Annotated in this window: 11 protein-coding genes; 6 read left to right on the forward strand and 5 right to left on the reverse strand. The window is 48.1% G+C overall.

All coding sequences use genetic code 11. The features are described 5' to 3' along the window. Window positions 1–51 precede the first annotated feature (51 nt). The 4 genes from FJM51_RS26095 to FJM51_RS26110 all read right to left on the reverse strand — a co-directional run bounded on the left by FJM51_RS26095 (window position 52) and on the right by FJM51_RS26110 (window position 6,832). Window positions 52–741: a recombinase family protein gene (locus tag FJM51_RS26095; RefSeq protein WP_112306905.1), complete on the reverse strand. Its 690-nt coding sequence runs from the start codon at window positions 739–741 to the stop codon at window positions 52–54. A 393-nt stretch (window positions 742–1,134) separates the two neighbouring features. Next, window positions 1,135–2,250, reverse strand: a complete 1,116-nt coding sequence (locus FJM51_RS26100) for a Fic family protein (protein ID WP_025603943.1) — start codon at window positions 2,248–2,250, stop codon at window positions 1,135–1,137. 130 nt (window positions 2,251–2,380) lie between these two features. Further along, entirely contained in the window at window positions 2,381–5,026 is a 2,646-nt protein-coding gene (locus tag FJM51_RS26105) for a DEAD/DEAH box helicase (protein WP_140455313.1), read from the reverse strand. Window positions 5,027–5,248: 222 nt separating this feature from the next. Next, a complete protein-coding gene (locus FJM51_RS26110) occupies window positions 5,249–6,832 on the reverse strand; it encodes a site-specific DNA-methyltransferase (RefSeq protein WP_140455314.1) in 1,584 nt (527 codons plus the stop codon). 465 nt (window positions 6,833–7,297) lie between these two features. On the opposite strand from FJM51_RS26110, the gene FJM51_RS26115 reads away from it, so the two are divergent. The 5 genes from FJM51_RS26115 to FJM51_RS26135 all read left to right on the forward strand — a co-directional run bounded on the left by FJM51_RS26115 (window position 7,298) and on the right by FJM51_RS26135 (window position 11,138). Beyond that, window positions 7,298–7,633: a hypothetical protein gene (locus FJM51_RS26115; RefSeq protein WP_140455315.1), complete on the forward strand. Its 336-nt coding sequence runs from the start codon at window positions 7,298–7,300 to the stop codon at window positions 7,631–7,633. 126 nt (window positions 7,634–7,759) lie between these two features. Further along, window positions 7,760–7,999, forward strand: a complete 240-nt coding sequence (locus FJM51_RS26120) for a copper chaperone (RefSeq protein ID WP_140455316.1) — start codon at window positions 7,760–7,762, stop codon at window positions 7,997–7,999. 134 nt (window positions 8,000–8,133) lie between these two features. Next, on the forward strand, window positions 8,134–9,492 hold the full coding sequence (locus tag FJM51_RS26125) for a PQQ-dependent sugar dehydrogenase (protein WP_140455317.1): 1,359 nt from the start codon (window positions 8,134–8,136) through the stop codon (window positions 9,490–9,492). Window positions 9,493–9,621: 129 nt separating this feature from the next. Continuing rightward, window positions 9,622–10,431: a formate/nitrite transporter family protein gene (locus FJM51_RS26130; protein WP_210240315.1), complete on the forward strand. Its 810-nt coding sequence runs from the start codon at window positions 9,622–9,624 to the stop codon at window positions 10,429–10,431. Between the two features lie 254 nt (window positions 10,432–10,685). Further along, entirely contained in the window at window positions 10,686–11,138 is a 453-nt protein-coding gene (locus FJM51_RS26135; protein WP_210240316.1) for a DUF305 domain-containing protein, read from the forward strand. Window positions 11,139–11,474: 336 nt separating this feature from the next. Here the strand turns inward: FJM51_RS26135 and FJM51_RS26140 are convergent, their stop codons facing one another. Further along, on the reverse strand, window positions 11,475–12,482 hold the full coding sequence (locus FJM51_RS26140) for a potassium channel family protein (RefSeq protein WP_140455319.1): 1,008 nt from the start codon (window positions 12,480–12,482) through the stop codon (window positions 11,475–11,477). A 253-nt stretch (window positions 12,483–12,735) separates the two neighbouring features. Here FJM51_RS26140 and FJM51_RS26145 point away from each other — a divergent pair, with 253 nt between their 5' ends. Further along, window positions 12,736–13,059 (forward strand): four-helix bundle copper-binding protein, encoded by a 324-nt coding sequence (locus FJM51_RS26145; protein WP_140455320.1) that lies wholly within the window; start codon window positions 12,736–12,738, stop codon window positions 13,057–13,059. Window positions 13,060–13,231 lie beyond the last annotated feature (172 nt).

The following is a 13,231-nucleotide window of genomic DNA, read 5'->3' on the forward strand; positions in this document are numbered from 1 at the left end:
TGCCACATAAGATACAAAAGATGAAGCACTTTCAATATAAATATAGTAAGCCTAAACTACGCTGGTGAGGGCATCCGTTTGAAGCTGCCCTTGTCGGATGTGAAGCCGCTGAACGGTGATGGCAAAGAATTTCTTCCCCCTGCGGGTGGTGAAGCCATGGCTGTTAAGCCGGTCAGCAATTTGCTGATAGGTCATATCCTTTTCCCGATACATCTGGATCAGTTCCGTGGCCTGTCGGTTGGCTTTGTGCGATGCTGCGTTCTCCTGCCGTATCTGAAGTCCTTTTGTCCTGGCTCCCTGGGTCAGGTTCTCAGGCGTACCCAAGGCAAAACCCTGTAGTTTCTTTTGCTGGAGCGCGGCTCTGGTCCTGGAGCTGATTAACTCCCGCTCATGCTGGGCCAATACGGCGAAGATTCCGATGGTCAGGGTATTGGCATCGGGCATGTCCACGGCAAGAAAGTCCACGTGGCTGTCACGCAGCTTAAAGATAAACCCGGCGTTACGACTGAGACGATCCAGTTTGGCAATCAGCAATTGGGCCTGCTCCCGCTTGGCCAGGGCGATGGCCGCCTCCAGTTCCGGACGGTCGTTGCGCTTGCCGCTCTCCACCTCAATGTGCTCGGCAAGTAGTGTGTCGCCGGGCTTGAGGAAACCCTTCACCATCTCGCGCTGTGACTCCAGACCCAGCCCACTCTGGCCTTGCTTCTTTGTGGAGACCCGGTAGTAAGCCACGTACTTCATCTTCGCTACTCCTTATTATATAGGTGAAACTCGGGTCAAAGTTAGTTATAACATTTTACAAACGGACGTTTATAAAATGTTATAGATACACAAATATGTAAAATGTCTTTGCTTTGCTATAAATTTTAGAGAACCAACAGGTCAAAAGGGGATGTGTAATCTAAGGACCGTCCATCCATTAAAGACAGGGGAAGAGGTGCTTGCCTGTCGGGGCAGCAGTAAGATAGGGGAAAGTTTGAGAAAGGTGCCGTAGCATTTTGGATACCACAGTTTACCCTTGTGTACTTATACGAGGTCTTCTTGGTACACATTGACTTTATATGTACCAGAAATTAACATTCTTGGTACACACCTTCCGCTATATGTCCCTAAAATCAGCATTCCTGGTACATATTAAGAATCTTGCGTGCCTATAACAGGCGTGGTGGAGGTGTACTGCTCTTTGGCATTCACAAAGACCTCGATCAGGGGGAGGTTCAGGTAATAATTGCTCGTGCCTACCTTTTCTTTTTGTAGCAGTCCTAAATCAGCAAGTGCATTTAAATATCTGGCAGCGGCTTTTCGCTCCAGCATGAGGTCCTTCATCACAAACTCAATCTTGGTGTAGGGGTGCTTGAACAGGTTGTTGAGCAGATCCTGACTGTATATTTTTGGCAGGTCCGTACGAATTCTTTTTTTGTACTGCTGCATGAGGAGGTTTATGCTTTTCACCATCTCGATGGTCTGCTTGGCAGTTTCTTCCACTCCCTTCAACATGAACAGGAGCCATGCCTCCCAGTCACCTGAGTCGCGTACCTGCTGCAGTAGGCGGTAATAGTCTGCCTTATTTTCCACCACATAGCGACTGAGGTATAGCACAGGTAGTTGCAGCAGGTCTTTGCACACCAGGTACAGGATGTTGATGATACGTCCTGTGCGGCCATTCCCGTCATAGAAAGGATGTATACTCTCAAATTGGTGGTGGATGATGGCCATCTTGATCAGCGGGTCGACATCCGATACCTCGTCATCATTAATATATTGGACGAGGTTATGCATGAGGTGTTCTATCTGGTCAGGGTGCTGCGGCGGTGTGTAAACCGTTTCACCCGTTTTGGCATTTTTCAATGCCGTGCCTGGCAGCTTACGCAGGCCAGCGTTGTTCTGCTCAAGTTCCTGTTGAATCCTAAGAATATGGCTTAAGCTCAGAATCTTATTCTTACGCACCGCTTCAAATCCTTCTCGTAAGGCAGTGGCATAGTTCTGCACCTCCTTAGTGGCAGTGCTTAGGGCGTAACCTGCCTGCAGTTCGGCTTTGAACAACTCATCCTGGGTGGTGATGATGTTCTCAATGGCCGAACTGTCCCGCGCTTCCTGCAGCGTAAGCGTGCTGATCAATATCTGTTCATTGGGAATAGTTGCGGCCACTCCTTTCAGCTCGGCCAGATAGCGGTGGGCTGTCGTCGCCTGTTTTAAAACGGCTTTTGTCTCTACTTCAACAGGAACAGGTAAATCAGTTGGCTGCCACATGGCTAAAATTGTATTAGATTAGTGAAAAGCTATTGGGGGTTCCCCAACAGCAAATGGTGTATAACTATGTAAGTTGTCTTTCTAAGATAACAGCAGTCGATGAGAAGGCCAGCTCTTGGTTGAGCTATAATTACAGCTGCCCTATCAGCTCCTTAGCCTTATTCAGGTTGTAAGCTCCCTCTATAGCTTTACTCTCAAAAACCATAAAATAGTTATAGCCAGAACCAGCCAGTTGTGCCCACTGATTGCCTAAACGGCATTTTGCTTCGCTGTCTGAATTATCCCGATCATCTCCCTTCGTTTCCAAAAGTATTACCCTTCCAGACTTCGTGTAAAGTATGAAATCAGGGTAATGGTTAGACTTGAACCCGTTTATGGCAAAGCCCTTGCCACGGCCCAGGTTACGATGCCAGAACAGTACATTTGGCAGGCCTGAAAGCTCCATAATGCTGCTCTGTTCAAAATTGTTCATACTTCCCTCGCGCTCATAAAGTGAGCTGGCAACCGGCGCACCCAGTGCACCGGGCACCAAAGTCACAGGAAACTTCCAGTTTGCAGCTGCTGTAATTTTTCCAATCTTCAGCTGCTCATTAAAGCGCTGTTCTGCATAGGCGTCAGCCAGTGATCGGATCTTCTTCTTTATCTTATCGGTGTAGCTATACTTGCGCGACAGGAAATCCCGAAGCTGTTCGGTTGTTAGCTTGGAAAGAATCCGCTCCACGTAGATTTTTACCTCCTGTTCAGCGATAGGGTACATGTTGCCGATAAGCTGCATGATCTGGTGACCAATGTCTTTTACCTGGCTCTCCTTAGGCTTTGCCAGAATGTACTCGGCAATGGGATCCTTTACCTGTTGCTGCTCAATCTTCGCGAAAGACGGTGTGAAGTCATCCTTCTTGGCCTCATGCAGATCCACCTTGTACATATCCGATGAGATGCTGTCAAACGCTACTTTAGTATCCTCATCGGAAAGCCGGAAACCTTTTAACAGCACCTCCTGATTAAGTAGGGCAGCACCTGTTTCCATATCGAAAATAGAGCTGGTGGGTACTTCCAGGAAAAACTGCGGCAAGACTATCTGCTGTGCCGTTTCTGCAAAGGCATCCCGCATCTGGTAACGCTGTACTTTTTCACCCATTTCAGAAAAGATGTTGTCAGTATTCGATTTCTCTTGTTCCTTTATCCGCTGCTCTGTTTCAGCAACCTGCTGCACAGCCATTTGCTCGATCTGTGAAATGACGGAAGAGGAGGCAGTAGGAGGTAAAGGAGTATCAAGGCTATAGCTAATGCGACCGGTGTCGATCTCGTCCTCATTGGGTGTCTCCGGGTACTCCTCTGGGAAGAATGCCTTGTTCAGCGATTGCTGAGGCGTTTCCTCTGGCTTTGGTGCCTCCGGCAGTGCATCCTTATGGCGGTAGTCTTTGCTGCTGAAACCGGATGCCTGCAGCCCTTTTACAATATTCTGCAGCGTTTCATTAAACTTGGCTGAGGCTGTGAGCACGTAGGACACGTTCAGCAAGGGGTGGCTGTGTTTCATCACATAGGGCTGGCGCAGCACCCGACCCAGTATCTGCTCCACATCCACGGCCGAGGACTTGTCGGCCAGGGATGCCAGTATGTAGGCAAAGGGGCAGTCCCAGCCTTCTTTCAGGGCGTTTATCGTAATGATGAAGCGGACCGGGCATTTCTCCGACATTAGATCCACGCCCTTCAGCTCGTCTTTGTTTGCTGTTTTTATCTTGATCTGCTCCTCCGGAATGCCCAGTTTAAGCAGTTGCTGCTTCAGCTTGTCGAAGGTGGTATTGTCTTCGCCGGTGCGTGGCTGCGCCTGAAACAGCACGATCGGGCGTATATAGCGGCCTCCGTTTTTGTGTTGGGCCTTGGCCAGCTGCTCCAGGTTCTGTTGCAGGTGCAGAGCGCTGTTCACCACCTCCGTTTTGTCGTGGTGGTTATACACGATTACAGGCAGCTTTACCATGTGCTCTTTCTTCAGCTCAATGGCAGGCACCAGGCTGATGATATTGCTGTTCTCCTTTGGCGTGGCGGTAAGGTCCAGCAGGAAAGACGGATTCAGGGCCTGCAGCATGTCCACACTCAGGTCGCTTTCGGCATTGTGGCTTTCATCTACCACTACCACAGGGTTCAGGCTACGGATCACGTTGATCAGCGCCGTCTCGTCTGTATTGTCCAGCAGGTGAGAGGTGTCTTTATAGTGTTGTGCGAACTGCGCCAGTTGCCCGTTTTCCTGGTATACTTTGCGGTCTTCCTTGCGGCGGGCACGCAGGCTGGCAAAGCTCATGACGATGATGGTGAGCTGCTCCTGCACCACCGTTGGGTTGAAGTTAGCCCCCTGCAGCAGATCGTCTTTCCGGTATACTTCTACGCGGTGGTTGAAGAGGGCATCCAGCTTCTGGCGGTAAGGGTGATTTGGGTCGCTCAGGTTCTTTACCGTCTGGTCCAGCAGGTTACTCCACGGCACCAGCCATACCACGGCCTTGGGCTTTTCTACCGGGAAGGCCCTGAAAATGGTGCTCAGGGCATTGCAGGCAATAAAGGTTTTGCCACCAGCGGTGGGTACTTTAATGCAGATGCTGGCTGCCCCCGGCACATTGTTTTTGTAGGGGCGCATGCCCTCGCCCGTTAGCGGGTTGTAAGGGCCTATTTTGTCCTCCCAATACTTACTGAAAGCCTCCCCAACCAGCTTGTGCTGCTGGGTATACTCCAGAAATGTTTCGAGGTCCTGTATTACCTGCTGCTGATATGTTTTTAACTCCATTTAGGCTCCCGTTCGTCTGTTGGTTTTTTTAGAACTGGCGTTTAGCTTTTCTACTTCTTTATCGGAATCGGCTTAACTGGCGACTTCCTCTTACTGAATTGTTCAAATTTTTCTAATAGTTGCCGGTTTATCCAGAAAGTATACACCCTCTTTTATCTGATGATCGGGGGTAGTATAGAAGAAGATAGTTGATTCCGGCGGGTTTTGCTGTGCTGGCATATCTTAAAACCTTGAAATATCTCTCGGTATCTTTTTGAAAACGATGTTATACTTCTGCAACAGCTCTTTGGGAAGCAGGCAGTTGTCGGCATACATCACATACTGCTCTGCCTTGTGCGTGACGGTGGCCAGGAAATCGTAGTCAAGGTTTGTGATTTGGTCTGGCTCGTACACAAAATAGTAGGCGGTGTGGTGCAGGCTGCCCAAAAAGTAAGCATCGGAGCCAGCGACAGGGGCAGGGTAGGGGCTGCGGGTTTCGGAATACCAGATGTATTGCCGCATACGCTCCAGGCCCACTGCCTCGTTCAGGTTGTGCTCCTCATCAAACAGGCACGGGCCTAATGTATAATAGGTAAAGTCGCCGCCTGTGCCTGCTACTGCTTTACTGCCTTCGCCATAACCCTGCATCACACGCTTCACACGCTCGGCGGTTATACTTTCGGCATAGTCTTCCATCTCTACCAGTATAAACCTGCGGTTCCCGCCATCCTCTTTGTTCAGGTTCAGCACGGCATGGGCGGTGGTGCCGGAGCCCGCGAAGCTATCTAGGATAATAGAGTCTTTCTCGGTAGCAAGTCTAAGAACTCGTTCTACTAACAGGCTAGGCTTAGGAGTGTCAAACGAAGCTGACTCAGGAAATAGAAGATTGATTTCATTCTTTGAGGTTCTGTTGCTTCCTACCTCGTCTTTCTTCCATAAAGTACGCGGCACAAGATCCGACACCTCAGAAAGATAACGCTTTATGCTTGGTCTAGCACTTCCGTTTGGCCCCCACCATATCCTACCATCTTTATCTAAATCACGCAACTTCTCTTCCGAGATACGCCAGAACCTTCCTTGCGGAGGAGAAAAAGACCTACCAGTCGGTCCCTCAATGGTATACAAGCCCTTTGAGTAAGGCTTGTTAGCATATGGATCACCTGGCAACCAAGGCCCCCTTGGATCTTTGTCTGGATTAGAATAAATAGAATTGGATACCTCATTCCTTGGGAGTTTGTTCGGTACCCAATCAGTACTTTTAGAATAAACCATGATATAGTCATGGTCAGTAGAGAACTGTCGAGCCGAATTGCGGGGAGAGTCTGCTTTCTCCCATATGATGTTAGTAACGAAATTACCTACGCCAAATACTTCGTCCACTAGAGGTCTTAGAAATCCTTGTGCATTATCATCTATTGAGATGAAAATGGCACCATCACTTGACAGCAACTTGTGCAGCAACTTCAGGCGCGGGTACATCATGCAGAGCCATTTGTCGTGGCGGGTCAGGTCCTCGCCCTCTTTGCCCACCACTTGCTGCAGCCACCGCTGTATTTTAGGGTCGTTTACATTGTCGTTGTACACCCAGCTCTCGTTGCCGGTATTGTAAGGCGGGTCGATGTAAATGCATTTCACCTTGCCCTCATACTCCGGCAGCAGCGCCTTTAGCGCCTCCAGGTTATCACCGTGTATGATCTTGTTTGCGGCTGCGGCGGGTGCAGTATGCTGTTCGGTGGTGAAAGTATAGGCAGGCTCCAGCACCCTGAAGGGCACGTCGCGGTGGTGGTTCACTACTTTTTCTTTTCCAATCCAGTGGAGCGTAGGCATCAGGTAAGGGTGGTTTCTGGGTTTGCTACAAAAAGGTAAAGATAGCAAGGTTTCGGGAGATAAGCGCACGATAAAAATAGTACTATGGCGCAAGTGCCTATCACCGCTTTTGCAGGAGCTCACCCATTTTTTTGCATAAAATATATAAAAGCAGTTCAGTAATATATAAAACCGTAATCTGAAATGACTTGTAAAACAGGAACAGCAAAGGTGCAACTGGTGCTGTGCACTCCTTGCAAGGAACTGTTGTGGCGGTACAGCTTATTAGCTCCTTTGCAATTAACTACATGTAAGATAGCACTACCAGCATGGATAACAGTCAACATAACACACATAACAACGGCAAGCATCAGGGTGGCGGGGATGCGCGGCGTAACCCGGCCCATGGCCGAAAGGCAGCTGCGCGAACATAACAAGTAAATGCACGAAGGCGGAGGTGGTGACGGTAAAGGCAAGGACCATGACATGGAAATGAACCCCGAGATGCGCCAAAAGATGCTGCACATGCACCACATGCAAACGCTGTGGGTTTACTGGATGATCATCATCCTGGGGGTATGGGTGCTGCTGTCTCCGCTGACCTTCGACTATGGGAGGGCGGTGACCGAGCCCAGCGGCGGAAGCGAAGTGTGGCTGAGTATGGAAGAGCGGGTCGCTTTTATGAAATGGAGCGACATCATCAGCGGGGCACTGCTTGGTTTGGAAGTGGCTGCCCTGGCTGTACCCTTAGGGCCTAAAACAGAAGTTTATGCCGAGTGGGGACGAGTACATCAAGTAAGGCACTACCGACTGACGCGGTAAAAGTGCAGGTGCGGGAGGAACATAAAAAAGAGAAGTTGAGGAGGCCCTGAAGCCTGCACAGCATCAGCACGTACCCTAACTGACCGTTATAAATAGTTTTACAGCAAATGGAAAACTCAAACTGATATGGAAATAATAAAGTTTAAGACAAACGTCGTGGATGAGGAAGCCTTGTCCAAAGTGGCACCACTTTTAGATAAAGAAGAAAGGATAAGCAAGTGGAGCCTCGACACGGAAAGCGCAGAAAAGGTGCTGAGCGTGTCAGGCACGGGGCTGGACCCTCAGGTAGTTGAGAGCGCAGTAGAAGAGGCCGGGTATAAGGCTGAAATTATACGTGTAATGGGCATTAGTGGCGGAGATTTGTGAGCCTAACATAAAAAATAAAGTGTGGGCGTGGGAATAAAATAAATTGAAAACAGCCTTGATAGCAGCAGGCGCAGCATAAAAGCAACTGCACTTGATTACCGTTTATAAATGAAGACCAATCAATATCTAAAACTATGAAAAAGCTGTACTTGTTTGTCTTAACACTTCCACTATTGCTGAATTACGCTTGTACTTCAACACCCTCTTCTGACGTCGCAGATGCAACGGCTTCACAAGAAGCACAACCTGTGGACTCGGTAAGCCTCCAAATGATTGCCGCTGATCTGGTCTCCCCGGTGTTCCTGACGCAACCACCTAACGACGAGCGGCTTTTTGTGGTAGACCAGGTAGGTGTGATTAGAGTGGTGAAAGACGGCCAGCTACAACCGGAGCCATTTCTGGATCTGCAGAGCAAGATTATCAAGCTTAAAAGTAAACATGAAGAAAGGGGGCTGCTGGGCTTAGCCTTCCATCCGGAGTTTAAAAGCAACGGAAGGCTCTTTGTATACTATAGCGCCCCGCTAAGACCGGATGCCCCTAGTGGCTTTGATCATACCAGCGTGGTGGCAGAATACATGGCGACAGGAAACAACCGCGAAAAAGCCGACCCCAACTCAGAGAAAGTGCTGATTAATGTGAACCAGCCGCAGGATAACCATAATGCCGGCACGCTCATGTTCGGCCCCGATGGATATCTATACATCAGTTTAGGCGACGGTGGCAACAAAAATGACATCGGGGAAGGGCACGTCACGGATTGGTATAACAAAAATGACGGTGGCAACGGCCAGGACGTGAAACAGAACCTATTGGGCAGTATTTTGCGCATCGACGTCAACAGCGGTTCCCCTTATGGTATTCCTTCGGATAACCCCTTCGCTGGCAATCAGGACGGCATGAAGGAAATCTATGCCCATGGTCTGCGTAACCCCTACCGCTTTTCCATCGACAACAAAACGGGTATGATCATCGCTGCTGACGCGGGGCAGGTGCTGCGCGAGGAGATCAATGTTATCCGGAAAGGAGCGAACTACGGCTGGAACGTGAAAGAAGGCACGCTGTGCTTTAATGCTGCCGACAACAAAAACCCGCTGCCTGACTGCCCTGACCAGGACAGCCTGGGGAACAAGTTTGTGAACCCTGTCATAGAATTCAAAAACAGCATGACCTACCCGGACGAAGGATTGGGTATAGTGAGTGTTGGTGGCTACGTGTACAGAGGAAACAAACGTGCAGCCCTGAATGGGGACTACCTTTTTGGAGTCTGGACCCAGCACCACGGCAAACCGGACGGGGCCGTTTTTGCAGCAAAGATGGCTGGCGAGCAGGGGCCCTGGAGCTACAGGAAGCTTTACTTTCGTGACAAGCCGGGCAGTGCATTTGGGCACTACGTGCTAGGCTTTGGACAGGACAACAGCGGGGAGGTGTACATTCTGGGGAGCGACGAGGAAGGCCCAACCGGCAAGACAGGGAAAGTATATAGGATTAATTAGTTGTAAGAATGGTAACCATTATAAAAACATAAATGATAAGCTATTACATACGGCTGTGCCAAGTTGTTTAATATGTGCAGTTTTGAATCTAAAGGCGATTATTTAATATCTATGATAGAAGATAAACACTTGGAGACAAATCCACAGGAGGTTGTTTTAGACCGCTCGCCCTCTGCCAGAAATATCCACGCAATAGTTTTTGAGGAGGCTGAATCCGAACTGAAGCGGTCTTCACCAGCTTTATTATGGTCTGGTTTGGCGGCTGGGCTTTCGATGGGTTTTTCCATGATCTCGGAGGGATTGCTGAAGGCTTATCTACCGGATGCAGAATGGAGTATTTTAGTATCTACCTTTGGGTATAGCATGGGCTTTCTGATCGTGGTTCTGGGCAAGCAGCAACTATTCACCGAGAACACGCTCACACCAATACTGCCGCTGCTGCACCGTAAAAACATGGCTACGTTCTTGAATGTCGGGCGTCTTTGGGGGATAGTGCTTTTCGCCAACCTGCTGAGCGCTTTAATTATCGCTAGGGCAATCGCCTATACCTCTATCTTCGAGCCGCATGTGATGAAGGCTTTTGAGGCGATAGGGAAGAAGGCAATGGAGCCGGGTTTTGGCACTACCCTGTTGCGGGCGGTGTTTGCTGGCTGGCTTATCGCCCTGATGGTATGGCTCTTACCTTATGCTGATGCCGCCCGGGTTTGGGTAATTATAATTATTACATACATAGTAGGAATTGGCCATTTTAGCCATGTTGTGGCAGGTGCTGTCGAAACCTTTACGCTTGCTGCCACACAACAGGTTTCCTGGTTCGATGTGCTGGGGAATTATATCCTGCCCACGCTTATCGGCAACATACTCGGTGGCGTGATCTTAGTAGCAGCCATCAACTATGCCCAGATTAAAGCAGGCAGGTTTAAAAAGGGTAATACTTAGCTTTTTATACATGCCTGCTTCAGCATCTCGGTCATTTGTATGCAACACTCTTTTGTGCGTTGAGTTAGCAGGACCAACTGATTACTGCCTTCTTTCGGTGTGCCGCTTGCGGGTAAGCGGCGGAATAAAATAAAATTCCCTTCAGGTTGTAAGAGTTAAAGAAATCCAACTCTGCTTAAATATTCACGTTTCTATATACTTTACTTCAACAACTATAAAACCATAAAATGGAACACGCTAACCAAAATAGTAATATGAAAGGAAGCTACACAAAGTTTGTATTGATGCTGGCCTTCTCTTTTGTTGCGATGTACATCACCATGTACATGAACACGTATCAGTTTGACCATGTGTATTTTAGCATGACACGCTTTTACATGTCCTGCCTGGGTATTTCGGCAATGGCCGTGATCATGTTTTTGTTCATGAGAAAAATGTACAAGAACAGAACAAAGAACATGGCAATTATTGCAGGAAGTATTCTCTTGTTTATAAGTGCTTTATCTCTTGTTCGCGCACAAGAACCAATCGGCGATGTGCTTTGGATGAAAGCCATGATCCCGCACCATTCTATTGCCATATTAGCCAGCGAGCGTGCTGACATTAAAGATCCTGAGGTAAAGAAACTGTCGGAAGAAATAATTAAAGCGCAGAGAAAAGAGATTAGTGAGATGAAAGCAATGTTAGAGCGCCTGGATAAAGAATAGCACCTGCTCTAAACATGCAATTATTGAAGATTGGTCGGATTAAACAGTCTTGAGGCGCTACACACATGAGGTGTAAATTGGGTTTAGCGCCAGAGGGTAAGTATCTCTAATCTCGATTAACTACACCAAAAAGTAACAGCCCTGCCTCTCTAAGAAAGGCAGGGCTGTTGCTTTTTACCTTATACTCAATTGTGTGTTGTCATTTCTACCAAAGGGAGAAATCTGTAATGCTTTGTGCAATAATTCAGATTTTCCAAAGCTATACTCGCTCTCTTAGACTCTCGCGTTAAGAGTGTTCGAAATGACAGAAAGTTGCTAAAATACTACAGCCAGCTATCAGCCATTAGTTTTATGTACCACATCCCAGGTCCAGCCGTCCATTTCCAGTAATGCCGTAAGCAGTTTTCTGTGTTCCTGTACCTCATGGCTAAAAAGTGGCTTATGCTGGAGTGGTATCCCTTTCTCCTCCAGCTCCGAAAGATCAGGAACTGGGGCGCCCTCTTTAGGGGAGGCACTTGTCAAGAAGCTGCCTTTTACCATATTTAGGTACGAGTCCAGCGCTTTCTGCAGCATACTCATTTTCAGCTGATCTACTCCCGCCTGTGGTGATACCGTTTGCGCCAGCATCAGGTGCGTTTCAGCCAGCAGCACAACAGCAGGTGTGATAGCCTGTTCAGGCTTACTGTCATGAAAATAGTGAATGACAGGGTAAGACTGATGGTTAACGGTGTGCTGCAGCAGCATTTGACACAGATCCGAAGTAGTATCGAAGAAAGAAGAGAGTTCTTGCCCGTTCCAGCTGTTGGTTAGTACCTGCTGCGGCGTTTTACCCATACTGCTGATGTAAAGGCTGAGCTTGCTTTGCACGCCCACGGCAGACAGCACCGGGATGAAATACGTGATGGAAGTAGTGATGAAAGCCAGGCCGGAGAAAGCCGCGACACTGGTTACAATCCGCCAGAAGTCATTGGTTACCACATAGTCGCCCACACCCAGCGTGGAGAGGGTAAAACCGGCATAATACAGCTTCTCCCAGGCATCGGCAGGAGCCAGCGTACTGCTCTTCTGAACAGCGTCGGGATCTGACAGCAGCAGCAGGAACAGCCCCAGCCAAAGCCCGACTACCCACACCAGCAGGATAGAGACCAGTACAGATGGGCCGGCATACTGTAGCAGTTTTGATTTTCCTTTTCTGCCTGCAGCAAGAAAGAACACTTTCCAGACGGACCTGGACACAAGATTGGTGATTTTTCCTCCTCCGTTGGACGAAAGCGTGGTTTTAATGATATCAAGTACGGTGATGGCAAAAAGGAAGGCTCCAAGGCAGAGGTATAGGATATTCATAAAATAGCATGGTTTGCACTAAATATGCTTCTTAACGAATATATAGAAGAATGGATTTGCAGCACTTTTTGTAATTCGCTAGCCGGTGCAGTTAAACAACATGCCTACAAATTGTTTTAACCTTTACCTCTTGCCGATTGATAATTCAAGGCGGTTTTTTTCTAAGTATATATAAAAATTGACTCAAAATATGTAAAACGGTGCTGCTACACGGAGAGTATAACAGAAATGTGTTGAACTAATTTGTATAACTATGAACAAAGACTTAATAAAAGCCTTAGCAGCATGTGAGGTATCTTGCAACCATTGTGCTATTTCTTGCCTCCAGGAAGACGATATAAAAAAAATGGTGCCCTGCATCCGGCTGGATCTGGACTGCGCTGCTATTTGTAGAGCTACATTAGACTATGTATCGCGTGACTCCCGCTACGCGAAAGATCTTGTACAGGAGTGTATCAAAATTACCAAAGCCTGCCAAGAAGAATGCAAGAAACACGATATGCAGCATTGCCAGGAATGTGCTGACTCTTGCGCCAAGTTAGTGCAGGCCTGTGAGCAGTACATGAGTGCTTCATAAATCAGGCTTAAGTATGGTAGCTGGTTTACTGAAAGCCAAATTGTTTGCCACACTAGTATAAAATGATGTGGCAAGTACAAAGAGCAACTACTAAGTAGCCAGTGAAACCGGTGATAATACCGTACAACTAAACTGATGTATAGTTACTTGAGCCATAAAAAAGTACAATAGA

Source organism: Amaricoccus solimangrovi, assembly GCF_006385685.1.
Lineage (GTDB): Bacteria > Pseudomonadota > Alphaproteobacteria > Rhodobacterales > Rhodobacteraceae > Amaricoccus > Amaricoccus solimangrovi.